Annotated in this window: 25 protein-coding genes and 1 pseudogene; 16 read left to right on the plus strand and 10 right to left on the minus strand. The window is 70.5% G+C overall.

Going from position 1 to position 24,910, the window contains the following annotated elements; genetic code table 11:
- Positions 1 to 709: 709 nt before the first annotated feature.
- On the minus strand, positions 710 to 1,819 hold the full coding sequence (locus GEV07_25090; GenBank protein MQA05848.1) for an IS630 family transposase: 1,110 nt from the start codon (positions 1,817 to 1,819) through the stop codon (positions 710 to 712).
- A gap of 168 nt (positions 1,820 to 1,987) precedes the next feature.
- On the opposite strand from GEV07_25090, the pseudogene GEV07_25095 reads away from it, so the two are divergent.
- Positions 1,988 to 2,236 (plus strand): annotated as a pseudogene (locus tag GEV07_25095) (group II intron reverse transcriptase/maturase).
- Here the strand turns inward: GEV07_25095 and GEV07_25100 are convergent.
- The 6 genes from GEV07_25100 to GEV07_25125 form a co-directional block, all read right to left on the minus strand.
- Positions 2,148 to 4,415 carry a recombinase gene (locus tag GEV07_25100; GenBank protein ID MQA05849.1) on the minus strand — a complete coding sequence of 756 codons (2,268 nt, stop codon included), beginning with the start codon at positions 4,413 to 4,415 and terminating at the stop codon, positions 2,148 to 2,150. The pseudogene GEV07_25095 and the gene GEV07_25100 sit on opposite strands and share 89 nt — an antisense overlap.
- Before the next feature lie 106 nt (positions 4,416 to 4,521).
- The gene (locus GEV07_25105) at positions 4,522 to 4,872 is read right to left on the minus strand and encodes a hypothetical protein (protein MQA05850.1); all 351 of its coding nucleotides are present in this window, start codon (positions 4,870 to 4,872) and stop codon (positions 4,522 to 4,524) included.
- Positions 4,873 to 4,905: 33 nt separating this feature from the next.
- Entirely contained in the window at positions 4,906 to 5,142 is a 237-nt protein-coding gene (locus GEV07_25110) for a hypothetical protein (GenBank protein ID MQA05851.1), read from the minus strand.
- 476 nt (positions 5,143 to 5,618) lie between these two features.
- Positions 5,619 to 6,218 carry a hypothetical protein gene (locus GEV07_25115; protein MQA05852.1) on the minus strand — a complete coding sequence of 200 codons (600 nt, stop codon included), beginning with the start codon at positions 6,216 to 6,218 and terminating at the stop codon, positions 5,619 to 5,621.
- A complete protein-coding gene (locus GEV07_25120) occupies positions 6,219 to 6,482 on the minus strand; it encodes a hypothetical protein (GenBank protein ID MQA05853.1) in 264 nt (87 codons plus the stop codon).
- Between the two features lie 54 nt (positions 6,483 to 6,536).
- The gene (locus tag GEV07_25125; GenBank protein ID MQA05854.1) at positions 6,537 to 7,319 is read right to left on the minus strand and encodes a GntR family transcriptional regulator; all 783 of its coding nucleotides are present in this window, start codon (positions 7,317 to 7,319) and stop codon (positions 6,537 to 6,539) included.
- 421 nt (positions 7,320 to 7,740) lie between these two features.
- Between GEV07_25125 and GEV07_25130 the strand changes: the two genes are divergently transcribed.
- From GEV07_25130 to GEV07_25150, 5 genes are all read left to right on the plus strand, one after another.
- Entirely contained in the window at positions 7,741 to 7,926 is a 186-nt protein-coding gene (locus GEV07_25130; GenBank protein ID MQA05855.1) for a hypothetical protein, read from the plus strand.
- Positions 7,927 to 8,184: 258 nt separating this feature from the next.
- Complete coding sequence (locus tag GEV07_25135) at positions 8,185 to 8,478, plus strand: hypothetical protein (protein ID MQA05856.1); 294 nt, start codon at positions 8,185 to 8,187, stop codon at positions 8,476 to 8,478.
- Entirely contained in the window at positions 8,475 to 10,430 is a 1,956-nt protein-coding gene (locus tag GEV07_25140) for a cell division protein FtsK (GenBank protein MQA05857.1), read from the plus strand. Before GEV07_25135 ends, GEV07_25140 begins: the two co-directional genes overlap by 4 nt.
- 221 nt (positions 10,431 to 10,651) lie before the next feature.
- The gene (locus GEV07_25145) at positions 10,652 to 11,419 is read left to right on the plus strand and encodes a hypothetical protein (protein MQA05858.1); all 768 of its coding nucleotides are present in this window, start codon (positions 10,652 to 10,654) and stop codon (positions 11,417 to 11,419) included.
- A 50-nt stretch (positions 11,420 to 11,469) separates the two neighbouring features.
- Positions 11,470 to 11,706: a hypothetical protein gene (locus GEV07_25150; GenBank protein MQA05859.1), complete on the plus strand. Its 237-nt coding sequence runs from the start codon at positions 11,470 to 11,472 to the stop codon at positions 11,704 to 11,706.
- A gap of 345 nt (positions 11,707 to 12,051) precedes the next feature.
- On the opposite strand, the gene GEV07_25155 is transcribed toward GEV07_25150, so the two are convergent.
- Positions 12,052 to 12,627 (minus strand): TetR family transcriptional regulator, encoded by a 576-nt coding sequence (locus GEV07_25155; GenBank protein ID MQA05860.1) that lies wholly within the window; start codon positions 12,625 to 12,627, stop codon positions 12,052 to 12,054.
- Positions 12,628 to 12,692: 65 nt separating this feature from the next.
- Between GEV07_25155 and GEV07_25160 the strand changes: the two genes are divergently transcribed.
- Positions 12,693 to 13,877 (plus strand): NAD(P)-binding protein, encoded by a 1,185-nt coding sequence (locus GEV07_25160; GenBank protein MQA05861.1) that lies wholly within the window; start codon positions 12,693 to 12,695, stop codon positions 13,875 to 13,877.
- On the opposite strand, the gene GEV07_25165 is transcribed toward GEV07_25160, so the two are convergent.
- Positions 13,816 to 14,805 (minus strand): GNAT family N-acetyltransferase, encoded by a 990-nt coding sequence (locus tag GEV07_25165; GenBank protein MQA05862.1) that lies wholly within the window; start codon positions 14,803 to 14,805, stop codon positions 13,816 to 13,818. The genes GEV07_25160 and GEV07_25165 overlap by 62 nt on opposite strands.
- Before the next feature lie 96 nt (positions 14,806 to 14,901).
- On the opposite strand from GEV07_25165, the gene GEV07_25170 reads away from it, so the two are divergent.
- From GEV07_25170 to GEV07_25195, 6 genes are all read left to right on the plus strand, one after another.
- On the plus strand, positions 14,902 to 15,642 hold the full coding sequence (locus GEV07_25170) for a helix-turn-helix domain-containing protein (GenBank protein ID MQA05863.1): 741 nt from the start codon (positions 14,902 to 14,904) through the stop codon (positions 15,640 to 15,642).
- A 126-nt stretch (positions 15,643 to 15,768) separates the two neighbouring features.
- Positions 15,769 to 16,917, plus strand: a complete 1,149-nt coding sequence (locus GEV07_25175) for a Rieske 2Fe-2S domain-containing protein (protein MQA05864.1) — start codon at positions 15,769 to 15,771, stop codon at positions 16,915 to 16,917.
- A gap of 71 nt (positions 16,918 to 16,988) precedes the next feature.
- Positions 16,989 to 18,020, plus strand: a complete 1,032-nt coding sequence (locus tag GEV07_25180; protein ID MQA05865.1) for an MsnO8 family LLM class oxidoreductase — start codon at positions 16,989 to 16,991, stop codon at positions 18,018 to 18,020.
- A 40-nt stretch (positions 18,021 to 18,060) separates the two neighbouring features.
- Entirely contained in the window at positions 18,061 to 19,332 is a 1,272-nt protein-coding gene (locus GEV07_25185; protein MQA05866.1) for an ArgE/DapE family deacylase, read from the plus strand.
- A gap of 4 nt (positions 19,333 to 19,336) precedes the next feature.
- Positions 19,337 to 19,789: a flavodoxin gene (locus tag GEV07_25190; GenBank protein MQA05867.1), complete on the plus strand. Its 453-nt coding sequence runs from the start codon at positions 19,337 to 19,339 to the stop codon at positions 19,787 to 19,789.
- Positions 19,786 to 20,136 carry a DUF952 domain-containing protein gene (locus GEV07_25195; GenBank protein ID MQA05868.1) on the plus strand — a complete coding sequence of 117 codons (351 nt, stop codon included), beginning with the start codon at positions 19,786 to 19,788 and terminating at the stop codon, positions 20,134 to 20,136. The genes GEV07_25190 and GEV07_25195 overlap by 4 nt, the downstream gene beginning before the upstream one ends.
- A 5-nt stretch (positions 20,137 to 20,141) precedes the next feature.
- Here GEV07_25195 and gabT read toward each other — a convergent pair whose 3' ends face one another.
- Positions 20,142 to 21,461: a 4-aminobutyrate--2-oxoglutarate transaminase gene (gene gabT / locus GEV07_25200; GenBank protein MQA05869.1), complete on the minus strand. Its 1,320-nt coding sequence runs from the start codon at positions 21,459 to 21,461 to the stop codon at positions 20,142 to 20,144.
- On the opposite strand from gabT, the gene GEV07_25205 reads away from it, so the two are divergent.
- The 3 genes from GEV07_25205 to ilvD all read left to right on the plus strand — a co-directional run bounded on the left by GEV07_25205 (position 21,460) and on the right by ilvD (position 24,734).
- The gene (locus GEV07_25205; GenBank protein ID MQA05870.1) at positions 21,460 to 22,485 is read left to right on the plus strand and encodes a hypothetical protein; all 1,026 of its coding nucleotides are present in this window, start codon (positions 21,460 to 21,462) and stop codon (positions 22,483 to 22,485) included. The genes gabT and GEV07_25205 overlap by 2 nt on opposite strands.
- Complete coding sequence (locus GEV07_25210) at positions 22,338 to 22,907, plus strand: hypothetical protein (GenBank protein MQA05871.1); 570 nt, start codon at positions 22,338 to 22,340, stop codon at positions 22,905 to 22,907. Before GEV07_25205 ends, GEV07_25210 begins: the two co-directional genes overlap by 148 nt.
- A 111-nt stretch (positions 22,908 to 23,018) precedes the next feature.
- Positions 23,019 to 24,734, plus strand: a complete 1,716-nt coding sequence (gene ilvD, locus GEV07_25215; protein MQA05872.1) for a dihydroxy-acid dehydratase — start codon at positions 23,019 to 23,021, stop codon at positions 24,732 to 24,734.
- The last annotated feature ends 176 nt before the right edge of the window (positions 24,735 to 24,910 follow it).

Raw genomic sequence — 24,910 nt, forward strand, 5'->3', positions numbered from 1 at the left:
AGCGGCGAGTGCGCACCGCGCCCAGCCCATATCCGCCAGATTTGAGCTGGTGGGCCGTTAAGGGGCGTCGGTCACTGGTTTCTCGCGTACACCTTCCCGTCTCGCTAACCGGACCCGCGTCGTCTGGCAGTGCCGACACGTCCCGGCGTTGTCAGGGCTGCTCCCACCCTCCCCGGCGACTCCCGGATCAGGCTGCCCTCAGCTACACCCGGCCGCTGCGACGACCAGGAGGCAAAGGTCTCTCACCTCCGCTCGACTTCAGACACCTCGTGGCGCACGTGATGTTCCGCCCAGTCGATCCCACAGAACACTGTCACGCGCTTGCCTCCATCCGGTCGGTTGTCTCTGCTGGTCAGAGACCCTCGCGAGAACGCGCGGCGCCCTAATGACGAGGCTCGATGGCCTACCCTCCGATGAGCCGTTCGCGATCCCAGCAACCCGCACGGTCCCGGTCTATGCACAAGAGCTCGACGGCTCCCCAGTAGCGAGGCGTGTTCCGTCCAGGCGGGCTCGAACCACGATCACCAACCTGCATCAGCAGGTCGCGTCGATGGCCCCGGACACGCCGTGCTCGCCGGTCTTACCCGAGGCGTGTAACACCGCGATGTTCTCTGGCATGGCCGACGTGCCCGAGCCACCACCGATGTCCGCACCGCAGCTGGCCCTGCACAACAACCTGCTCGCTGACCAGCTCAGCGCGACACCGGGACTAGTGGTCCGTCTGCGTTTTGATCTGGCGGAGGGCGGCGCGTCCGCGTTGGACCTTGGCGATGATGTCTTCGGCGGTGGCCTTCCAGATGAAGGGCTTGGGGTCGCTGTTCCAGTGCTCGGCCCAGACGGTGATGGCCTCGACGAGGTCGGCGACGCTGGTAAACGCGCCGCGACGCAGCCGCTTGTCGGTGAGTTCTTTGAACCAGCGCTCGATCAAGTTCAGCCACGAGCTCGACGTAGGGATGAAGTGCAGATGCCAGCGACGACGGTCCTTGTGCGCCAGCCACGTGTTGATCTCCGGCGCGGAGTGCGCGGAGAGGTTGTCCAGAATCACGTGGACTCCCAGCCCTCGCGGGACACTCTTGTCGATCTGTTTGAAGAACCGCAACACCTCGGCGGCGCTGTGGCCGTTGCGGAGCTCGGTCAGCACCTGGCCGGTGGCCAGGTTCATCGCCGCGAACAGGTCGATGGTGCCGTGCCGCTTGTAGTCATGGGTCATTGTCTTGGCCCGGCCCGGCTTCATCGGCAGCGACGGCTGGGTCCGATCCAATGCCTGGCACTGGGTCTTCTCGTCGAAACTGAACACCACTGCGCGAGCCGGCGGGTTCAGGTACACGCCCACGACATCGACGAGCTTCTCCTCGAACCGCGGGTCGTTGCTGAGTTTGAACGTGTCCACCTGCCACGGCTTGAGGTTGTGGTCGGCCCAGATCCGCGCGACCGTGTCCTTGCCGACACCGACCCGCACCGCCATCGTCCGAGTAGTCCACTGCGTTGCCCCACCCGGCGGCGTCTCCTCCCGGGTCAGCCGCAGCACCTGCTCGACCGTGCCCGGCGGCAACGAGGACTTACGGCCACGGCCCCTGGCGATCACCCCGACCCCGTCCACACCGGTCTGCGCGAACCGTTTCCGCCACCGCCGCACCGTGTCCGAGTCCACCCCGGACCGGCGCGCGATCTCCTCGTTCGCGGTCCCGTCGGCGGCCCACAACAACGCCCGCGCCTGGACCACCCGGCGATGCGGCAACACCGTCGACGCGGCCATCCGGGACAACTCCACACGCTGCTGCGCGGTCACCGGCAACGCTTCCGCGGCACGAATCGGCATAACTGAACCTACCACACCAATTCACAGACACACCACTAGCGAGCGATCCGACCCGGTCATGCCGTCCGCCTGTGAAGAGGACTCACCGGCCCGAGTCTTGACCAGACATCCACGGCCGAACCGGACCGTTCAGGAATCATTAGGTCTTGACAATTTCTCTTCGATGATCTGTTCAATCTCGTCACCGATCCCGCGTTCCTGTTGGTCGCGTGGGTTCGGGTGCGGGGTAACAAAGGGGCTCGCACGGCCGGAGTGGACGGCGAGACCGCCCACTACATCGAGGCCGTGCGCGGGGTGGAGGAGTTCCTCACGGAGCTACGGGCTGATCTCAAGGCCCGTACGTTCCGTCCTCTGCCGGTCCGGCGGCGAGCGATCCCCAAGGCGGGCGGCAAAGTCCGCTACCTGGGAATCGCGACGAATACTTCATACTGCCCCTCCTGCAATCGCGTGTCGGAATGCTCGCCTCGGGTATGGAATTGTGCTGGCGGCCGAGACCGGATGCGCACCATGGTGGCGGGTGGCGCCGACATTCGCTGGGTTGCTCAGCGTCGTCGCCGGGGTTCGCCGCGGCGGGCTGCGGGGTTGAGGTGCCCGGATTCGGTGATGCGTTGGCGGCATGTGTCGCCTCGACGTCGTCGGTCCAGGGGATGCAGAGCCGGTTGCCGGTTCCGCGGTGCGTGTCGAGCTGTTTGGTCTTGATCCAGTAGTAGACGACGCCGGTGCTGCAGCCCAGCCGTTCGGCGGCTTCGGCGACGCTGATCTCGCCGTCGGCGTACGGCTTGGGCGCCGGGATGTTGTAGGCATGCCGGATCCACTGGACGGCCTTGACGTCGAACGGGTGTCCGTGGCCGGTGGTCAGGCCGGCGGCGTTGAGCTTGTCCGCGAGTTCGCTGGTGGGCGTGGTGGGACCGAGTCGGGTGACCATCTGGATCGCCGGGGAGGGACTGCGCTTGGCCGTTCCGGGGTGGACGGCTCGCGTGACCTGCAGTTCTTCGCATGTGCCGGTGCGCCAGCGGATCCCGATCCGCGCCTTGCCACGGTCGGGTTCGGGAAGCACGGTGACGTCGGCGATCAGCGTGCGCAGCAAGCGTTTCCGATCCTTGTTGCTGGTGGTCGGCGCGTGCCAGAGCGCGGGCAGGTCGGCGGCCAGTTTCTCCAACTCCGCGTGGCTCGGCAGCGGCGGCAGCGTGTCGCGAGCTGCCTGCAGTGCTTGCTCGGCTTCGCCCAGCCCGGCAAGTTTGGCTTCCCATCGGCTCTCCAGGCTGCGCGCCACCAGCCGGTTTTCCGGCTCCACTGCGGCGAAGGCGCGTTCGGCGCGATCGGCCTCGTAGCGGGCACGTTCCACGGCGAGCTCGGCGGCGCGGCTGACCCGCTGGTGCCGGTCGGCGACCTCGTCGGCCGCGGCCAACGCAAGCGCGACCTCGGTCGGGTTCAGCGCGTCGAGTAGCCGCCCGGCCACCGCGTCATCGACTGTGGACGCCGCGATGGACCGGCAGGTTGGTGTGGTGGCCCGGTCGGCGCGGCGGCTGCACTCATAGGCGGGCCGGGCGTTGCTGTGGTAGTTGGTGCGCATCGGCTTGCCGCAGGACCCGCAGGCGATGATGCCCTGACACAGCGCGGATCCCTCCCGCGCAGGCCGCGCCCCGGCGTTGGTGCGGTTGGCGGCCAGCTTGGCTTCGTTGGCCAGGTAGTCGGCCCAGCCGATGTAGCCCTCGTGGTGGTCTGTGATCAGCACCGGCCACTCGGCTCGGGGCCGCTCGACGAGTCCGGTGTGCACAGTGCCATCGGGGTCGACGGTGCGGCGGGAGGCGTACCGGCCGTGCACGTACGCCCTGGCGTAGCACGGGTTCTTCAGCACTCCCAGGACGCGGGCATGGGTGAGCCTGCCCCACCGCAACTGCCCGGCCCAGGCGCCGCCGTAGGCGCGCAGCGGGAACCGCCGGCCGGCGAACGCGGCGACCACACCGTAGGCCGAGCCGCACGCGGCGAAGGCGGCGAACAGGTCACGGATCGCGGCCTGGACCTCGGCATCGGGGTCGATGACGACCTCGCCTGCCTCGTCGTGCACATACCCCACCGGCAACGGGGTGCGCAGCTCGCCCCGGCCGGCCGCGGCCCGCTTGCTGGCCTGCAGCCGCTGCGCCATCACATGCAGTTCCACCTCTCCGATGGTGCTCTTCATCCCCAGCAGCATCCGGTCGTTGACATCCCGCGGATCGTAGACGCCGTCGGCATCGATCAACAGGGTGTCGGTGATCGCGGCGAACTCCAGCAACCTGGCCACCTCGGCGTTGGAGCGGGCCAGCCGGGAGATCTCGATCCCGAAGATCGCCCCCACCTCGCCGGAGCACACCCTGCTCACCAGCTCGGTGAAGCCCTCCCGGGCCACGCCCCACCGGCCGGAGATGCCCAGGTCGGTGTCGATCACCACCACGTCCTGGCGGGCCCAGCCGAGCCGGACCGCCTCGTCGGCCAGGCCGTACTGGCGGGTGGTGGACTCGGTGTGCTCGCGCACCTGCGCCATCGACGACTGCCGCAGATAGACAGCCGCGAGCCGGTCGCGGTGCGAGCTGGTGACCTTCGCTTCGCCGTTCATCACTGCCGCCCTCCAGCGCCGCCATCGTCATGTTCGCCAGCACCGCCACCTGCTCGGACCGCACATCCCCGGTCACCACGGCAGACGGCGCGGCGGTGCCCATCGGCTACCTCAGTTCCCGTCTGGCCAGCAGTTCGGCGTTGATCGCTGAGATCTCCGCCAGCACCGCCTCGGCCTGCTCGCCGGTCGCCAGCCACGCCCGCACCGCCGCGACCAGACTCGAGGGCACATAGCGCAGCCGCCCCCGCCCCCGGGTTCGCGGGACGAAGTAGGTGTACGGGCCGTGCGGTTCGCCGTCGGCACAGCGGCAACCCGCCCGGCCGCAGCGGCGGGTCTGCTCCACCAGCGACCCGGTCAGCACCCGCTCGACATCGCCCAGCCGCGCCGCCAGTCGATGCCGCCGCGCCCGCAGTGCCCGCGTCGACACCTCCGACAGATCCTTCTTGTGTGTAATCACCACACAAGATGATGACGTGGCCAGTCACCGCAATCAACGACCCTGGATCGCGCGTGTCACCGCGCCCAACTCGGCCAGCCCCTCGGCGGACAGCCGCTGCGACCGCGGCGACTCACCGCGGTCGGTCCACCCCCGCGGCAGCGTGATCGACCCCGACACCCCACCCGAGCACACGAACACCGAGTCCGCCGCCCGCCGCTTGACGTAGAGAACCTGCAGCCGCTGCCCCGTCAACGGGTGGAACGGATGGGTGACAACGACAAAGCCCAAATCGGGACTGGACGACGCGGCACTATGCCGCCTCCGTCGCCACGCTGGAGGACAAGGTCTTGCAGCGGGCCGTGGTCGAGGTGCTGGGCGCGATCTATGAGACGGACTTCCTCGGCGGCGCCGGACCACCGCCCGTGCCGCCATGACACCCACAGGTGGCGGCGGCGCGCCTCTCGTGCCGCCGCCACCACTCAGCCCAAGCACGCACGACACGTCCGTACGACACCCTTCCGCGTCGGACACGTTCAGGAGGAGCTAATCCGATACCCCATGCCGTAGACGAAGAGGGTGGTCAGGCCTACCTGCGCGTGCCTTCGCGGTGATGCTCAGGCTCGTGTTCGGGGGCGTATTCACCGTTGGGCGGCATACCTGACTCAGGTACCGCTGTGATGCGGTGCTGGTCGTGGTCGACGCCTGCTCGGCAGTCCGGGCAGTACCGGCCGGTGTGGCGCAGCCTGACCGGGTGGTCGAGAGCCCTACTCATCCGGCAGCACCTCACAGTTCAGGATCCATCGGTCATTGTCACGGTACACCTCGCGCACCATCATGCTGGTACCCCGCGCCAGCAGCACCTCGCGTTCGGCAGCGAACTCGCTGCCGTACCGGTCGAGCCGCGCCCCGCAGGTGCCGGGTGAGAGGTGGATGCGGAGGTAGACGGGTCGGTCACGGAACTTCCCCGGCGGAACATCCCGAACTGTGGCGGACATGAACCCCGGGTCCTCCAGTACCTCACCACGGAGGCGGGACACATCGCCTGGGTCGATGTCGGGCGGGAGCGCGTCGTAGTCGACGCCACGGACCACGTCCAACGGCGTGGACAGCCGGTGCCGGGTGAGCTGGTCGAGGGGGCCGACCATGGAGGACCGCAGTGGGGAGTCGTCGTCCAGCTCGTCATCACGGAGCAGGGCATTGAGGTGGTCGCCACTGACGCTGTAGTCGGCCACGGCGTCACGGATGGCCGCCTCGCCATACCGGGCAGGTCTGGGCCGTTGCGCGGCTGTTGAGGGAACTGCCGGCAGGTCGAGCGTCGCGGGCGTCGTCTGTCCGGTTGCTGGCGGGACCGCTTGGCGCGGCAGTCAACCAGCGCCGCCTTTAGCCTGTTCGCAGGCGGCGACGTATTCCTCGAGCGCGGTGCGGGCCTTGGCTAGGTGTTCGCGAATGGTGGCGAGCAGGCTGTCCGCATCGCTGAGGATCTGCGCGGCGTGTTCCTGGCTCAGGGCGGCGAAGGTCTGGGCGAGGCTGGTGTTCTCTTGGGCGAGTTCGGCAACCGCGGCGTCGGGGCCGTCCAGGGCATCAGCGGCGGCGTTGGCCCTGGTCTGGAGGTCATCGATGGAGTTCACTCCCGGTTCCTCTCGTCTTGCTCTGCGGGCTGGGGTCGGGTGCTGCGAGCGGCGTCAGGTGCGTGCGCGCTTGGTGGGTGTCATGGGGTAGGCGAGTTGGGTGTCCTCGCCGGCGTGTCGGGTTTCTTCCATGGCGAGGATCCGGCCGTGGTTGTCGGTGGTAACCCGCCGGGTGATCAGGAGAGGGGCGTTGTCGCTGGCGCGCAGCGCGCCAGTGTCGTCCGGGGTGGGGATACGGGTCTGCACGTACTCGGTCCAGGTCAGTGAGCCGAACGTGTCGGTGAGTGCGGTGTAGAGGTCGACGGGGTCGAGGAAGGGGTTCTTCTCCAGCGGCGGGCACTCAGCGGCGGTGGTGATCGGGACGTAGAGCCGGTAGGCGACGCGTTGCCTGAGAGGTCCTTCCAGGAGCCGGTCGGCGAGGAAGACGGGCGTGTGCTCGGCGACGCCAAGCGCGAGAGCCAGGGGCGCAGTCGCGTTGGTGCGGTAGTGCGCCGACTCCTCCACGTCCCGCCAGGCAGGGTCGCCGATCGGGTCAGCCGTGTTCGCGACCTGGTTCCTGGTGCCGTATAGGGCGCGGGTGTGGGTGTGGCGGGCGCGGTCGGCGCGGCGGACGAACGCGCCGCGCCCGTGCTGGACGGTGATCAGTCCCTCGGCGCGGAGCTGGTTGATCGCGTTACGTGCGGTGGATCGGGACACGTCGAACTCGGCGATGACCTCGGACTCGCTCGGCAGGATGGACCCGGCGGGCAGGACGCCCTCGGTGATCTGGCGGCGGAGTTCGTCGGCGACGTCACGGTACTTGATGGTCTCCCGCTTACGGGGTGTGTGTCTGGGCACGTCTTGTCTCCTTCGTGCCGGTCACTGTCTGTGGTCACTGTCCGAGCCTTCTGGTAGCACGGAGTCTGTCAGTCACTCATTACTATAAGTGCTTTCCTCCAATCCTGTCCAGTGTGTGTATACTCACACCGTGACTCATTGGAATAAGTAACGGGGTGAGTCTGTTGACTGTGAGTGTACCGAAGGGAGGTGAGGTCCTGCATATCGAGCCCAGCGGACTGGGTCCGCGCTGCCGCGACTGCGGCGGGACCGCCGAGACTGGCCGGGTGACGTGCCGCAAGTGCGCGGCACGGGCCCGGTGGCAACGGCGCAAGTCCCGCCACGACGACCCGTACGACGAGCTGACCGAGAACTGACACCGTCCTCGGCCACGAGTCCCGCCCGTCCGTTGTCCCCGAGCCGTGATTGGAAGTGATCCCCTCTGGAGATCGCACTGTCCGCCGCCGTGTTGTTCGCCGTCGCCGTCGTGGTCCTGGTGCGGTGGGCCGGGTTGAAGACCTGGCACGCCGTCATCTGCGTCCTCGCCGGGTTCTTCCTCGCCGCCAGCCCGATCGCACCCACCGTCCGCCGCGTCGTGGTTGACCTACTCGCCCTGTTCCCCAACTAGCCGCCCGACCCGGTGGGTTCAGGGCGCGCGTTGTCCTGCCACACGCCCTGAACCCACCATCACCGCTGTCCCACGACCCGCAACCACGAAAGGAGATCCCCTGATGGCGTCCCACCGCACCACTGCCGCTGTCCCTGCTGTCAACCGGAATGAGGTGATCGCTTGACCGACCTGACCCGAAGTCCTGCTGTCCACGAGCGAGGTGATGCGCCTGAGCACCACGAGCCCTGTCCCCGACCGAAGGAAGGTGATCAGTCCTTGACCCAGACCCCGCGCGACCCCACGCACGACCCCGTCCCTGCCCGTCCGCTTGCGCTCCCGCCGTCGCCGCAGCGGCGAGCGGCTACCGAGGTCACTCGGCTCCGCCGCGAGCTGGCCACGTGCCGGCTCCATTGCGCGAACCTGCTCGCCGCCATCTACGCCGCGTTGAGCGCCGCCGATGACGGCGAGGCTGACCCGTTGATGTTCCTGCGCGACGAGCTACCCGAGCGCACCCCGTACACGCGCGTACGTCCTTCTGCCGTCGAGCGCGGTGAGGGGGGATGCCGATGAGTAGCCGACGACACCTTGCCAACGCACGCCGCCGCTACCGTCGCGGCGAGGCGACCCCCCTGCTGGTACTCGGTGACGACCGCGAACCCGGGCAGGCGCTCGTCTTCGTCGCCAAGCTCGCGTTCCGGTACCGCTCCGAACTCGCCCCCTTCACCCTCGCCCTGGTCGAGCTGGTCACCGCTGCCTGGCTGCACCACGCCCACCCGTCCTGGGCGCCGTGGCTGGCCGTGGCGACCGTCGTCGTTGGAGCCGGACTGGCGCTCGTACCGGCGCGGTGGACGCGGCGGATGACCGTGGGTCCGGTGTTCGACCGCGCCGTCGAGCGCAGCTACGCCGTCCTCGTCACCACCGTCGTCGGGGGCTGGCTGGCGGCCGCGATCTGGTGGGGACCCCTCACCTATCCGCTCTCGTGGATCGGATTCATCGCGGGCGTCGTCGCGGCGATCCCGTGGTGGACCCATCGCCGCCGCCGGTCCCGGGCACGGCTGGACCGAACGATCGCAGCGTGGCCGGACATCGCGGAGAAGGTCGGATTGCCCGACTCCAAGGCGACCTCTGGCGATCCGAACCTGTGGGGCTACGTGCTCCGCCTCGTGCTCCGCAAGGGCCACACCTACGAGACAGCCGCCAACCAGATGCCCGCGATCGAGTCCGGGCTGGGCACTCGCCGCGGCGCGGTCCGCGTCGAACCCGTCCATGAGCACGCGGGGCAGGCGCTCGTCCGCGTGGTCGAGCGCGACCCGCACGCGGCGCCGATCGACTGGCCGGACCCCACCCGACCCTCCGAACCCGGGCAAGACGCCGTCGTCCCCTCGATCACCCGGCCCGTCCCGCTCGGAGTGTTCGAAGACGCCACCACCGTGCACGTGTCACTGCTGCGTCGCCACGTCCTCATCGGCGGCACCACGGGCGCGGGCAAGTCCGGCGTCGTCAACGTCGTCCTCGCGGCAATGACCGGGTGCCCGGACGTGGTGGTGTGGGGCATCGACCTCAAGGCCGGCATGGAACTCGGCCCCTGGACATCCTGCCTGCCACATCTGGCCACCAACCCCGACGCCGCCACTGCACTGCTGCAAAGTGCGGTGGCGGAGTTGGACGGGCGCGCCGGTGCGCTCGCCACCGCCGGGGAACGCACCTGGGCGCCGACGCCGACCGCGCCGGCGTTGGTGATCGTCATCGACGAGTACGCCGAACTCCCGGACGCCGCGCACCGCTACGCCGACTCGATCGCCCGCCGCGGACGCGGACCCGCCGTCACTCTCGTGGTGGCGACCCAGCGGCCGACGCAGCAGGCGATGGGACGTGGCGCGGTGCGCTCGCAAATGGACGTCCGGATTGCCCTGCGGGTACGCGAGCAGAAGGACACCGACCTCATCCTCGGCCAAGGCATGCTCGGCGCCGGATGGCACCCGCACCGGCTCGACAAACCCGGGACGTTCCTGCTGTCCGCACCGGAACATGGCACGCCCCGTCGGGCACGCGGCTACCTCCTCACCGACGCCCAGGTGGGTCAGGTCGCCGCGCGGCACAGTGCCCGCCGCCCCCTCCTGCCCAGCTTCGCCTCTCCACCCGTCCACGAACCAACGACGGACGGGAAGGCGAGCCGTCAGGAGCGTCGCAGCGGCGCGAACACGGCATCGTCCATGCCGGTGGGCCGGGTGGGGGTAGTGACGCCGGAGACGACGCTGTGGGCGCTCCTGCGCGGCGGCCCCGAAGCCGGCGCCTCCGTCGGCGACCTCGTCGTCGGCACCGGGATGAGCCGTCGCTGGGTCTACCTCCGGTTACGCGAACACGTCCACGCTGGACGCGTCCGCCAAGTCACCCGCGGCAAATGGCGCGCCACCGAACCCCACCTGCCGCCCACCGCCAGCGAGCCAGACACCGCCGACCACACGGTCAACCGGGGCTCCCATGGCAACGGCGGTCCAGGCGATGACGACGACGCTCGGTGACCGATCTTCGTGCACGTGTACGTGCAAACCCTGCCCACGCCTGCGCGTATGGAGCAGACGTAGACGAATGCACGTCCACGTGCACGATCACGCACCGTAATCAACATCCGGCGAGAGGAGTCGATCACCACGACCACACCCGAGCGTCACGACGACCGCGAGAACCAGACCGCAGCAGGCAAGGGAGCAGACCAGGAATCCACCACGAACGGGGGTGTCCCATGAGCGACAACGACCAGCAGGAACCGGGACAGGACCAGCCAGGACCGGACCAGCCACACGGTGAGAAGCCGTCTGGTCACGAGCAGCTCGGCGAACGGAAAGTGCCGTGGCGCACCGAGAGCATCCCACGACGTCGTGCAGTCCGGGAGACCAGCCTCGCCCGGCGCAAGATGCCACCGGGACCGACCGCACGGCCGACACCGGCTCCATCTGCACCAGCAGCGCCACTGGCACCGGCTGGCGTCGAATCTCATGGCGCCGATGCCGTGAAGCACGCGGAACCGGGCGGCCATGCGGCCGGGGCGGTGTTGCACACGACGCCGCTGTGGCGGCTGCTCGGCGTCGTCTTGGCGTTCGGCGCGCTCGGCCTTGCCGGGTGGGGATTGAACCTCGCCGGTCATATCGATGACGCCGCTACCGTCATCGGCGCCGCATTGGTGTTCACGATCGGGTTCTGGGCCAAACGCCAACGCGGACGGCTCGCCGAGCGGCTTGGGCTCTTCCACCGCATCGGCGCGGCAATCATCGACAGCCACGACGAGATCCAGCACTGGGTGCAACGGCGCACCCTGCTGGCCGGAGTGTGCGTCGCCACCGGCTACGGCATTGGCATCGCGCTCGTCAAGAACGCCGTCAAGGCGACGCTCGGGTGGCTGGCCTCGCCGTGGCTGGCAGCCGCGCTCGGCTGCGCCGTCGGCGCCGCCGTCATCGCCCCCGACCTCTGGCGAGGACTCCGCCACAGCGTCAAGGGCACAACCAGCACGTAGCGGCTGAGCCACACCAACGTCTACCGGTTGAGCGAAGGGAGGTGACGTCGATAGGAGCGAAGGATGTCAACCGACGTATAGCGGCCGAGATCTCATGGAGCCGTACCGATGATCGAAGTGCACGAACCAGACCTGCGCGGGAGAAGTTCCTACAACGTTTCGAACGAGAGGTCGACCCCAACGGCACCCTGCCACCGGACGAACGGCGGCAACGCGCCGAGCACGCGAAGCGTGCGTACATGCTCCGTCTTGCCAAGCGGGCCGTGGCGGCCCGGAAGACGCGCTGACACACGAGTCCACGAACCGCCCGGAGTCTCACCACCTACTCCGGGCGGTTCGTCGTTCACGCCTGGTTGAAGGCACGCAAGACCGTGTTGCGCCGTCCAGACAGCGAGATACAACGACGTGATCCCGGTCACATACCTGCGGAGTGAGAAAGCGGAAGTTTGAGCGTCTAATTGCGCGCACAGCGGTCAATCGTGAACTGCGTTTTCGCAGGTCAGCACACCGATTCGAGCTGGATACTTACCATGGAGACGCTCTGCCGACTGAGCTAAGGGGGCGCAGGCCACGAGCTTACACAACCCCACCCGCGGATCTGAAATCGGTTAGCACTTTGCCGTCGTCGCAGGTCAGGCGAGCATCGACGCGATCAGGTCGCGGGCGGTCGCGCGCAGCTCCCGCCTGGTCGGCACGGCGGCGGTGTCCGGGCCCGCGGTCGACCGGAACAGCACCCCCTCGCACCAGGCGAGCAGCAGCTGGCCGTGCCGCTTCGGCGCCGGCGAGCCGAGCCGCGCCAGCACCTCCGTGGCCGCCTCCTCGAACCTCCCACCCATCCCGTCGTAGACCGCACGCAGCTCGGGCCTGCGGGTGGCCTCGAGGGCGAGCTCGTACCTGGCGATGGTGTGCGCACGGCTGTCGGTGACCAGCTGGTGCAGCAGGTCACCGACCTGGTTGGCTAACACGACCGGGTCGTCCGGCTGCGCACCGTCGGCGGCTGTCACGGCGTTCGCCGTCTCAAGCGCGGACGCCCGGGTCAGCGCCAGCTCGAGCAACGCCGACCGCGACCTGGCGTAGTACGACGTGGAGCCGGGCGGCAGCTCCGCGCGTTCGTCGACGGCGCGGTGGGTGAGGCCGCGCGCGCCGCGCTCGGTCAGCAGCGCGAGCGCGGCGTCACCGATGCGGTCCGGACGAGACGTAGCCGACACCTGGGCAGCATAGCGCGTCCGGCTCTACAGGTGTAGAGTCCTCTACGGATGTAGAGGAGGCGGCCATGGACAGGCGCGCGATCGTGGTGGGTGCCGGCATCGGCGGTCTGACCGCCGCGGCGGCCCTCGGCCAGCAGGGCTGGACGGTGCGGGTGTTCGAGCGGGCACCGGCGCTTGAGCAGGTGGGCGCGGGCCTCGCGGTCGCGCCGAACGCGCTGCGGGTGCTCGACCTGCTCGGCGCCGGCGAGGCGGTACGCGACCTCGCCGCGTTCCAGGGCGACGGCGGCATCCGCGGACACGAAGGGCGCTGGCTGGCCAAGACGAGCGCCGCCGCGTTCGAGCGGCAGCTCGGCCTGCCGTTGGTGATCGCACGGCGCAGCGACCTGGTCGAGATCCTGCACTCCCTGCTGCCGGCCGGCGCCCTGACGCTAGACACCGCGGTCCAGTCGGTGACCGCAGGGGACGCCGAGCGGCGGGCGCGGGTGACGACGGAGAGCGAGACGCTCGACGCCGACCTGGTGGTGTGCGCCGACGGCATCCGCTCGCTCGGCCGCCGCACCCTGCACCCCGCACACCCAGGGCCGACGTACAGTGGTTGCACCAGCTGGCGGCTCATCCTGCCGGACACCGTCACCATCGAACCGGCCGAGACCTGGGGTCCTGGCGCCGTGTTCGGCCTGATGCCGCTGACCCGCGGCGAGCACTACCTGTACGCGATGGCGTACGCACAGGCCGGCGAGCACGCCGACGACGAGGCGGAGCACCTGCGGCAGCGGTTCGCCGGCTGGCACGCCCCGATCCCGCAGCTGCTCGAGTCCGCACGGGCTGAGCACGTGCTGCGCAACGACGTCTACGACCTGCCGGCGCCGATGTCAGCGTTCCACTCCGGCCGGGTGGCACTCCTCGGCGACGCCGCGCACGCGATGACGCCGAACATGGGCCAGGGCGCGTGCCAGGCCATCGAGGACGCCGCCGTGCTCGCGTACCACGTCGCCACCGGCGACCGGATGCCCGACGCCCTCGCGGCGTACACGGCGGCGCGCCGGCCGCGTACCGCGGCGATCGTCAAGCGCTCCCGCCGACTGCTGCAGCTGTCGCACCGTTCGTCGCGGCCGGCGGTGTTGGCCCGCAACCTGGCGTTCGCGGCCGCCGGCCTGCTCACCGCGGACATGACCGTACGTGCGGTCTTCAGCGTCGCGGGCTGGCAACCACCGCAGCAGACCGCGCCCCGGCCGACCGTCCGCAGGTGAGGTCGAGGGTCCAGGTCTCGCCGACCAGGTCCTTGCCGAAGCTGTGGTGCGGCGCGCTGTCGGTCAGCTCGAACCCGACCTGCCGGTAGATGGCGCGGGCCGCGACGAGCACGCTGTTGGTCCACAGCACCATGCGCTGGTACCCGACCGACCTCGCGAACTCTACGCACGCCTCCACCAGCCGCTTCCCCACGCCGAGCCCCCGCGCGCTCGGCTCGACGAGCAGCAGGCGCAGCTTCGCCGTGGCGTCGTCGTCGCCGCGTACACAGAACACGCAGCCCACCCGCACACCGTCGGCCTCGGCGATCCACACCCGCTCCCTGGCCGGGGCGTGCTGATGTGCGAAGTCGGCGACGATCTTCGCCACCAGCGCCTCGTAGCTGTGGTCCCAGCCGAACTCCTCCGCGTACACGGCGCCGTTGCGCTCCACCACCCAGCCGAGGTCGCCTGGGCCCGCGTCGCGCAGCTGCACGGCGGGCGCGGCCTCGCGCTCCGCCTCGTCGAGCAGCCCGTGCACGGTGTCCATCGCATGCACGAGGCGGCGCTGCTCGGCGTCGCTGAGCCGGTTGAGCAGTGCGGTGACGTCGTCGTTGGAACGGGCGTCGAGCAGCCGGCGCTCGTCGCGCCCGGCGTCGGTCAGCGCCACCACCTGCCGCCGGCCGTCCGCCGCGGACCTGCGGCGGACGAGCAGGCCCCGTTCGCCGAGCCGGTTGAGGATGCGGGTGAGGTAGCCGGCGTCGATGTCGAGCTGGTGACGCAGCTCCACCACGTCCAGCTCGTCGTGCAGGCCGAGGTCATACAGCACCCGCGCCTCGGTGAGGCTGTACGGCGTCTGGTTGAGCCCGTCGGCCAGCACGCCGATGACCCGCGTGTAGAAGCGGTTGAAGGCACGGACCGAGTCGACCGTGCCCGTCGCTGGCACCACCATCACCCTCCTTGACTCATTTCATTGACTCAGTCAACCAATGGCCGGTGACCTAGGGTATCCCGCATGCCAACGGGCCGGGCCGGACGTGACACCGGCGTGCGATCGGTGGATCGGGCGCTGTCGATCCTGCAGGTGATCGCGCAGCGCGGCGAGCTCTCGCTGACCGACATCGCCGCTGCCGTGGACGTACACAAGTCGACCGCGTTCCGGCTGCTCGGCACCCTCGAGGCGCGCGGCATGGTGGAGCGGGTCGCCGACGGCGGGGCGTACCGGCTGGCGTACGGCGTCGTGCAGCTGGCCGCGGCCGCCACCCGCGGGTACGACCTGTCGGTGCTGTCGCGCCCGGTCTGCCAGCAGCTCGCCGACCAGCTCGGCGAGACGGTGAACATCGCGATCCACGACGGGCTCGCGGTGATCAGCATCGACCAGATCATCGGGTCGGCCGCCGTCACCACGGTCAACTGGGTGGGCCAACGCACCCCGATGCACGCGACGGCAGCCGGCAAGGTGTTCCTCGCCCACCTGCCAGAGTCGCACCTCGACACGCTCGAGCTGGTCGCGTACACCGAGCACACCACCACCGACGCGACCGCGCTGCGCGACCAGCTGGTGGCCGTGCGCGACCTGGGCTACGCGACCAGCGTCGAGGAGCACGAGGTGGGCCTGGTCGCGGTCGCCGCACCGATCCGCGCGTTCGCCGGCGACGTCGTCGCCGCGTTGGTCGTGTCCGGCCCGACGTTCCGGCTCACCCCGGAGATACTGCCTGACCTGGCCGCCGCGGTGGCCGCAGGCGCCACCGAGATCTCGCACCTCAACGGGGTACCCAAGCCCGGCTGACCGGGCCCGGTGCGATGAGCGCCATGGGCGTTGACACCGGCCGACGCGTACCCGCACTGTGTTCCGCAGAGCGCGCTTGTTCTGTTCTGCGAAACTAAGTCTCTCTCGGAGCCGTCGATGACCGAGATGCTCAACGCACCACAGGGCCCCAGCCTGCTGCCCGCACTGCCAGGCAGCTACTACACCGAGCCGCGCTGGCTGGACGTCGACCGGCGGCGGATCTTCGAGCGGTCCTGGCTGTGCGTGGCACGGGCGGACCAGCTCCCAGATCCCGGCGACTTCGTCCGTACCACCGCGGGCACCGAGAGCGTCTTCGTCGTGCGCAGCCGCGACGGTGCGCTGAACGCGTTCCGCAACCTCTGCAGGCACCGCGGCGCCGCGCTGTGCCTGGAGCCGAGCGGGTCGTTCGGCAAGCGGATCAGGTGTATGTACCACTCGTGGACGTACGGCCTGGACGGCCGGCTGGTCGCCGCCCCGAACATCCACGACATGCCCGACCTGGTGAAGGACGACTACGGGCTGCACCGGGTGCAGGTCGAGGAGTGGCTCGGGTACGTCTGGATCAACCTCGACACCGCCGCCGGGCCGCTGCGCGACCAGACGCTCCCACAGCTGGCCGCCCGGCTCGACCCCACGACGTTCGACCGGTACGACATCGGCTCGCTGACCGTCGCGCGGACGATCACGTACGACGTGGCGAGCAACTGGAAGTCCGTCGTCGAGAACTTCATGGAGTGCTACCACTGCACGTGGATCCACCCCGAGCTCACCGCCGCGCTCCCGGCGTTCCGCTCCGGCTACGGCTCGATCAGCGGCGACAGCCAGGGGGCGACGCTGGCCGGCTCCGTCGACGGCTTCTCGCTCTCCGGCCGCGCGACCCGACCGCCGCTGCCCGGCCTGCTACCCGAGGACGACCGGCTGTTCTACGGCATCATCCTGCGGCCGAACGCGTTCGTCATCCTGGTGCCCGACCACGTGGCGTTCTTCCGGCTGGAACCGGTGGACGTCGGCCACACCCGGATCGTCGTCGACTGGCTGTTCGACCCGGCGGAGGCGGCGAATCCCGGCTTCGACCCCGACGACGCCATCGCGCTGCTCGACCTCACCAACCGGCAGGACTTCGACGCGTGCGAACGCTGCCACCTCGGCATGCAGTCGAGTGCATACGCCGGGGTGCTGGTGCCGGCCGAGCACATCGTGCTCGGCTTCCACGAGTGGTACCTGGCCACGGTCGGCGCAACCGACCAGCCGACGCGGCTGAGCGACGCGGGGTGACGGTCGCCGTCCCGGACGGAGCGTGACGGTTGCCACGGAACACCGTGCCCCGGCGCGGTGTTGCTCCCAACGTGACGCTTCGACTCTCCGTACTCGAGCTGCTGCCGCTGAGCACCCCGGACACCACGCGTACCGCCGTCGCCGCGGGCGAGGCCATCGCCCAGGCCGCCGACCAGCTCGGTTACGAGCGGCTGTGGATCGCCGAGCACCACAACATGCCCGCCGTCGCGGCCACCGCGCCCGCCGTCATGGTCGCGCACCTGGCTGCGTCCACCCAGCGGATCAGGGTCGGTTCAGGCGGCGTGATGCTGCCGAACCACGCGCCGCTGGTCGTCGCGGAGCAGTTCGCGCTGCTCGAGGCCCTGCACCCCGACCGCATCGACCTCGGCATCGGCCGTGCGCCTGGCACCGACCCGGTGACGTCCACCGCGCTGCGCAGCGGCGACCGCGCGGCGGTCGAGGCGTTCCCGCAGCACGTGCAGCAGATCGTCGGCCTGCTCGACGGCCCGCTGCACACGCCGGACGGCTCGTTCGAGCTGCGGGCCACACCGTTACCGACGTCCGCGCCGCCGGTGTGGCTGCTCGGGTCGAGCGACTACAGTGCCCGGCTGGCCGCCGAGCTCGGACTGCCGTTCGCGTTCGCCCACCACTTCAGTGCACGCAACACCGACGTCGCGTCCGCGCTGTACCTGGACAGCTTCAAGCCGTCGGAGCAGCTGGCCAAGCCGGAGCTGATGATCTGCACGTCGGCCGTGGTGGCGGACACCCAGGAGACGGCAGAACGGCTCGCGCTGCCACACCTGCTGCGGATGGCGCAGATGCGCCTCGGCAGCAAGCTGACGCCCGCCCTCACCGCGGACCAGGCGGCGGCCCACGAGTGGACCGACGCCGAACGCGAGCTGGTGGCGAAGCTGCGCGCCGACGCGGTCGTGGGCACCCCCGCCACTGCACAGCAGGCGATCACGGCGCTCGCCGACCGCACCGGCGCCACGGAGATCATGGTGCTGCCGACTGCGTCCGGGCTGTCCGGCAGGTTGTACACCCTCGAACTGCTCGCCGACGCCTTCTGCCTCACCTCCCGCAGCGAGACCGGCGAGTGCTGAACGTTTGACGCGCTGACGACGACCGGTCGACACTTCGGGCATGCCAACCGACACCGAACGCGCCGTGCTGGCCGCCGTCGACACCGCGCGCGCCGTCGACGAGCTGCGCGAGCTGATCCGGCTGCCGAGCGTCACCGGCAGCGACGTGGAGAGCGAGGTACAGCACCTGCTCGCGACGAAGCTCACCGAGCTCGGCCACGACGTCGACCTGTGGCAGTTCGACCTGCCGGCGCTGCGGACCGACACCGACTATCCCGGTGAAGAGGCGCCAAGGACCGAGGGCTGGGGCCTCGCCAGCAGCTCCACCGGCCAGGCGGACGGCCCGACGCTCGTGATGAGCGGGCACGTCGACGTCGTACCGCCTGGCGACCTGGCGAAGTGGCCGAGCGGCGACCCGTACGACGCCGCGGCCGACGCGAGCACCATCTACGGGCGCGGCGCGTGCGACATGAAGGCCGGCGTGGTGGCGATCCTCGCGGCGTTGCGGGCACTCGACGCCGCCGGCGTCCGGCTGCGCGGCAACGTCGCGGTGCACAGCGTGGTCAGCGAGGAGGACGGCGGGCTAGGCGCGTTCGCCACGCTGCGCCGCGGGCACACCGGCGACGTCTGCATCATCCCTGAACCCACCTCGGGCAAGGTGGTCACGGCGAACGCGGGCGCGCTCACCTTCCGGCTGCGCATCGACGGCAGCGCCGCGCACGGCAGCGTCGCGTACAACGGGGTCAGCGCGGTGCAGAAGCTCATACCGGTGCTGGCCGCACTCGAAGACCTGCAGCAGCGCCGCAACGCGCGCCTGCGCGACCCGCGCACGGCCGACCTGCCGGTGCCCTACCCGCTGTCGCTCGGCACCGTACGTGCCGGCGACTGGGCGAGCAGCGTGCCCGACCTGCTCGTCGCGGACGGCAGGTACGGCATCGGCATCGGCGAGGACCCGGCCACGGCGCGCGCCGAGCTCGAGCACACCCTGGCCGAGGTCAGCGCCGCGGACCCGTGGCTGCGCGACCACCCGGTCACCGTCGAGTGGAGCGGCGGCCAGTTCGCCAGCGGCGAGCTGCCGCACGGGCACCCGCTGCTCGAGCTCGTACAACGGGCTGTCGTCGACAGCACAGGCGACCCGCTGCCGGCCGAGGGCGCCGCACCGTACGGCAGCGACCTGCGGCACTACGCGACCGCGGGGATCCCCACGCTGCACTACGGCCCCGGCGACGTCGGCTACGCGCACGCGCCGCGCGAGCAGGTGCCGGTGGCCGAGCTCACCGCGAGCGCGGGCATGCTCGCGATGGCGGCCATGCGCTACTGCGGAGTGGCGTGACCGGATGCCGACCCTGTTGATCGTGCACCACACCGCCTCGCCTGCGCTCGACTCGATGTTCCAGAAGGCGCTCGAAGGCGCCACCACGGACGAGATCGAAGGCGTCGACGTGGTCATCAAACCCGCGCTCGCGGCCACCGCGGTGGACGTGCTCGCCGCCGACGGCTTCCTGCTCGGCACGCCGGCGAACATCGGCTACATGTCCGGCGCGCTGAAGCACTTCTTCGACCAGATCTACTACCCGTGCCTGACCGCCACGGTGAACGCGCCGTACGGGATGTACGTGCACGGCGCGAGCGATACCACCGGCGCCGTCCGTGCGATCGAGAGCATCGGCAAGGGGCTCGGCTGGCAGCCGGTGCACGAGCCGGTGAGCGTCGTCGGCGAGGTCGGGGCGGCGGACCTGGACAGCTGCTGGGACCTCGGCGCCACCGTCGCCGCGAGCCTGATGCCATGAGCGAGCCGCTGTTCCACCTCGCGTTCCGCTCCGACTGGGCGGTCGCGCGCGAGACCGGGCGCTACGAGATCTCCACCCGCGGCCAGACGCTCGCCGAGGTCGGGTTCATCCACTGCGCGCTGCGGCACCAGGTGCGCGGCGTCGCGGACGCGTTCTACGCCGACGCGGACGACCTGGTGCCGCTGGTCGTCGACCAGGAGCAACTGGACGCACCCGTCGTGCATGAGCCGCCCGCACCCGGGCTGCCGGACTTCCCGCACCTCTACGGCGCGTTGCCGGTGGCCGCCGTCACCGACGTTCTCCCCGTCGGCCGGGCAGCCGACGGGAACTGGCAGCTGCCGGTGTAGGCGTCCTACGCGACCGCGTCGAACGCCTCGCCGAGGACGGTGAGGCCGTCGTCGAGCAGCGCGTCGTCGAGCACGAGCGGCGGCAGGAAGCGCAGCACGTTGTTGTTCGTGCCGCAGGTCAGCGTGAGCAGCCCGCGTTCCTGGGTGGCACGCGAGACCGCGGCCGTCAGCTCGGCCGCCGGCGTGCGGGTGCCGGGCTGCACCAGCTCCACGGCCATCATCGCGCCGCGGCCACGTACGTCGCCTATGCAGCCGTCCCGTGTCTGCAGCTCGCCAAGCCGCTTCAGCATGACGTCACCGATGTGCCTGGCCCGGCCGGCGAGGTCCTCGGCGGCCATGGTCTCGATCGCGCCGAGCGCGGCCGCGCACGCCACCGGGTTGCCCGCGTACGTGCCGCCGAGACCGCCTGGCGGCACGGCGTCCATCACCTCCGCGCGGCCGGTGACCCCGGCCAGCGGCAGCCCGCCGGCCATGCCCTTCGCCAGCGTCACCAGGTCGGGCACGATCCCCTCGTGCTCGCAGGCGAACCAGTCGCCGGTACGGCAGAAGCCGGTCTGGATCTCGTCGGCCACGAACAGCGCACCGTTGGCGCCACACCACTCCTGCAGCCGGCCGAGGAAACCCGGCGCCGGCACGACGAAACCGCCCTCGCCCTGGATCGGCTCGACCAGCACGCACGCCACGTTCGCGCCACCGATCTGGCTCTCCACCATCGCCAGCGCACGGTCGGCCGCCTCCGCACCGCTCATCTCCACCGGCTCGCGGAACGGGTACGACATCGGCACCCGGTACACCTCGGGCGCGAACGGGCCGAACCCGTCCTTGTACGGCACGTTCTTCGCGGTCAGCGCCATGGTCAGGTTCGTACGCCCGTGGTACGCGTGGTCGAACACCACGACGGCCTGCCTGCCGGTGTGCCTGCGCGCGATCTTCACCGCGTTCTCGACGGCCTCGGCGCCGGAGTTGAACAGCGCCGACCGCTTCTCGTACGTGCCAGGGGTGCGGTTGTTCAGCTCCTCGCAGACCCGCACGTACGCCTCGAACGGCGCCACGTTGAAGCAGATGTGGGTGAGGTTGCCGACCTGCTCGCGTACGCCGTCGACCACCCGCGGCGCTGCGTGCCCGACGCTGGTGACCGCGATGCCGGAGCTGAAGTCGATGAACGCGTTCCCGTCCACGTCCTCGACGACCGCGCCACTGGCCCGCTCGACGAAGACCGGCGCGACGTGCCCGTAGCCCTGGGCCACGGCGCCCTTCCTGCGCGCCATCAGCTCACGCGAGCGCGGTCCTGGCACCTCGGTCACAAGCTTCCGCTGTTGGCTCATGCTCCTACGGTCGCAGCGCAGCGAGACGGCGGGAATGGGCAGGATGACGAACTCAGCGGTCTGTGCGGGCGGATATCTTGTGCACGTGAACAAGACGCAGTTGACCCTGGGCGACCTGCTCGACCACCCGGAGCTCGGGCTGCGGCTGGTGGCCGGCCCGGACACCGCGCCCAGCCGTACGGTGCGCGGCGCGCACTCGATCGAGATCCCCACCCCTACCCGATGGGTGCCGCAGGACTGGGTGATGCTCACCTCGGGTCTGCGACTGCGCGGCCGCCCGGAGGAACAACGCCGCCTGGTCGCCGACCTCGACGCCGGCGGCCAGGCCGCCCTCGGCTGGGCGGCGGGCATCGTGACGAAACGCGTCCCGAAAGCGCTCGTGGACGAGGCACGGCGCCGCGCGTTCCCGGTGTTCGAGGTACCGCTCGCGACGGCGTTCCACCAGATCGTCTCGTTCCTCGGCCGGGCCACCGCGCACGACGACGTCTACGTGCTGCACCGGGTCGCCGCGATGGAGGACCACCTGCTCGACGCGCTCGCCGCCGCGCGACCTGAGCAGGCCGTCGTCCGCCGGTTGGCCGACGTGCTGGACGCCGACGTACGGCTGGCCGATGCGGACGAGGTCACGCACGAGCCATGGGCGGCCTACCCGGTGCCGGGCGTACCGGAACGCACGCTCGTGGTGGGCGAGCCCGCACCGTCGCGGGCCCCGCTGGCCGCGCCGCTCGTGAAGCGTGCGGTACAGCTGCTCGAGCTGCTGGCCAGGCGCGACGCGCGGGCCGTCGCGGCGACCAGGCAGCAGGGTGCGGAGCTGCTGCGCCGTGCCCTCCGCGGCGACGGCGGCCCGACCCTGGACGCGGAGGCGGCACATTGGGGGTGGCCGTCTCCGCCGGCGCGTACGCCGTCGCGTGGGACGGCGCCGGCGACGCGGGAGCCTGCCTGGACACCGCGGGCGTCCCCCACCTCCGGCTACGCCGCGGCGACTGCACCGTCGCGCTCGTCGTCGCACCACATGCGGAGCTGACCCGCGTGCTCGACCGGGCGTTCGGCGTCGGCGACCGCGTGCACAGCCTGACCGACCTCGTCCGTTCGGTCGCGGGCGCGCAACTGGCGCTGCTGACCAACACGGTGTCCGCCGCCGACCTCGACCCGGCCGCACGGCTGCTCGTCACCGCGGCCGCCGCCGGCACGCTGCCGGAGATACGCGCCGCCCTCGACCCGCTGCGCGCCAAGCCACACCTGCTCGATGCGGTGACGACGTGGCTGGCCGCCGGCTGCGACACCGGCGCCGCCGCCGCGCGCCTGCACGTCCACAGGAACTCGCTGCGCTACCGGCTGACCAGGGCGGAACACCTCACCGGCCTGTCGTTCGCGACGGCGCACGGCACGGCCAGCCTGCACCTCGCCCTGTTGGCCGACCGACTGCACGACCGGCTGTACGACTAGGGCGTGCCGTGCACCGTAGGCCGGGCGCGGTCGCCGTCTCGCAAAGTGGCAGAGTCTTACCAGGATTCGACCGCCGGTTGTGGCGGGACCTTGCGTGAGGTGGGAGATCTGGTGAGCACCGAGCAGACAACGAACGTCTCGAATACTGGACCGCGCGAGCACAACAAGCCACGCAGCAGCGAGGTGACCGACGGCATCGAGCGCGCCGCGGCGCGCGGCATGCTCCGCGCGGTCGGCATGGGCGACGACGACTGGCGCAAGCCACAGATCGGCGTCGCGTCGTCGTGGAACGAGATCACCCCCTGCAACCTGTCGCTTGACCGCCTCGCCAAGAAGGCCAAGGACGGGGTGCGCGACGCGGACGGCTACCCGTTGGAGTTCGGCACCATCTCGGTCTCCGATGGCATCTCCATGGGCCACGTCGGCATGCACTACTCGCTGGTGTCGCGCGAGGTGATCGCCGACTCCGTCGAGACGGTGGTCGAAGCCGAGCGGCTCGACGGCACCGTACTGCTCGCCGGCTGCGACAAGTCCGAGCCCGGCATGCTGATGGCCGCCGCCCGTCTCGACCTGGCGTCGGTGTACCTGTACGCAGGCTCCATCCTGCCGGGCAAGTACCAGGGCCGCGACGTCACGATCATCGACGCGTTCGAGGGCGTCGGCGCCTGCCTCGCCGGCAAGATCACCCGCGAGGAGCTCACGGAGATCGAGAAGGCGATCTGCCCGGGCGAGGGCGCGTGCGGCGGCATGTACACGGCCAACACCATGGCGAGCGCAGCCGAGGCGCTCGGCATGTCGCTCACCGGCAGCGCGGCGCCGCCTGCGCCCGACCGCCGCCGCGACGACTACGCAGTGCGCAGCGGCAAGGCCGCCGTCGCACTGGTGGACGCCGGGATCACCGCGCGCCAGATCATGACCAAGGAGGCGTTCGAGAACGCCATCACCGTCGCGATGGCGCTCGGCGGCTCCACCAACGCCGTGCTGCACCTGCTCGCCATCGCGCACGAGGCCCAGGTCGACCTCACCCTGGACGACTTCAACCGGATCGGCGACCGCACACCGCATCTCGCCGACGTCAAGCCGTTCGGCCGGTACGTGATGACCGACATCGACGGGATCGGCGGCGTCCCGGTGGTGATGAAGGCGCTGCTCGACGCCGGCCTGCTGCACGGCGACTGTCTGACGGTCACCGGCCGTACGCTCGCCGAGAACCTCGCGGAGATCGGCCCGCCGGACCCGGACGGCAAGATCATCCACGCCATGTCCGACCCGATCCACCGCACCGGCGGGCTGACCATCCTGCGCGGCACCCTCGCTCCCGAGGGCGCGGTGGTGAAGAGCGCCGGCTTCGACGCCGAGGTGTTCGAGGGCACCGCGCGCGTCTTCGACGGCGAGCAGGGCGCGATGGACGCGATCGCACAGGGCACGCTGGGCAAGGGCGACGTACTCGTCATCCGGCAGGAGGGCCCGAAGGGCGGCCCCGGCATGCGGGAGATGCTCGCCGTCACGGGCGCCATCAAGGGCGCCGGCCTCGGCAAGGACGTCCTGCTACTCACCGACGGCCGGTTCTCCGGCGGCACCACCGGCCTGTGCGCCGGCCACGTCGCGCCGGAGTCCGTAGTCGGCGGCCCGATCGCACTGGTCCGCGACGGCGACCCGATCAAGCTCGACCTGGCCGCGCGTTCCCTGGACCTGCTGATCGACCCGGACGAACTAGCCAAACGCGAAGCCGACTGGACCCCACCCGCCGAGCCGACGGGCACCGGCGTCCTGGCCAAGTACGCAAAGCTGGTCGGCTCCGCCGCCCAAGGCGCCGTCTGCGGCTAACCACGACCCGCGCCGCTCGCCCGGTCCAACCGTGCGAGCGGCGGGCCGGGCGCCGTGCTTGGCCTGCGAGCGGCAGGCCGGGCCGCAGGCCGAGCGCCGTGCTTGGCCTGCGAGCGGCAGGCCGGGCCGCAGGCCGAGCGCCGTGCTTGGCCTGCGAGCGGCAGGCCGGGCCGCAG

This window comes from Streptosporangiales bacterium (genome assembly GCA_009379825.1).
GTDB lineage: Bacteria > Actinomycetota > Actinomycetes > Streptosporangiales > WHST01 > WHST01.

Bases quoted from the DNA above. Each gene is read 5' to 3' on its own strand.
- GEV07_25205 (MQA05870.1), top strand. From the start codon at position 21,460: ATGCTCCTACGGTCGCAGCGCAGCGAGACGGCGGGAATGGGCAGGATG.
- gabT (MQA05869.1), bottom strand. From the start codon at position 21,461: ATGAGCCAACAGCGGAAGCTTGTGACCGAGGTGCCAGGACCGCGCTCG.
- GEV07_25175 (MQA05864.1), top strand. From the start codon at position 15,769: ATGCTCAACGCACCACAGGGCCCCAGCCTGCTGCCCGCACTGCCAGGC.
- GEV07_25090 (MQA05848.1), bottom strand. From the start codon at position 1,819: ATGCCGATTCGTGCCGCGGAAGCGTTGCCGGTGACCGCGCAGCAGCGT.
- GEV07_25195 (MQA05868.1), top strand. From the start codon at position 19,786: ATGAGCGAGCCGCTGTTCCACCTCGCGTTCCGCTCCGACTGGGCGGTC.
- GEV07_25165 (MQA05862.1), bottom strand. From the start codon at position 14,805: ATGGTGGTGCCAGCGACGGGCACGGTCGACTCGGTCCGTGCCTTCAAC.
- GEV07_25185 (MQA05866.1), top strand. From the start codon at position 18,061: ATGCCAACCGACACCGAACGCGCCGTGCTGGCCGCCGTCGACACCGCG.
- GEV07_25190 (MQA05867.1), top strand. From the start codon at position 19,337: ATGCCGACCCTGTTGATCGTGCACCACACCGCCTCGCCTGCGCTCGAC.
- GEV07_25145 (MQA05858.1), top strand. From the start codon at position 10,652: ATGAGCGACAACGACCAGCAGGAACCGGGACAGGACCAGCCAGGACCG.
- GEV07_25140 (MQA05857.1), top strand. From the start codon at position 8,475: ATGAGTAGCCGACGACACCTTGCCAACGCACGCCGCCGCTACCGTCGC.
- GEV07_25160 (MQA05861.1), top strand. From the start codon at position 12,693: ATGGACAGGCGCGCGATCGTGGTGGGTGCCGGCATCGGCGGTCTGACC.
- GEV07_25100 (MQA05849.1), bottom strand. From the start codon at position 4,415: ATGAACGGCGAAGCGAAGGTCACCAGCTCGCACCGCGACCGGCTCGCG.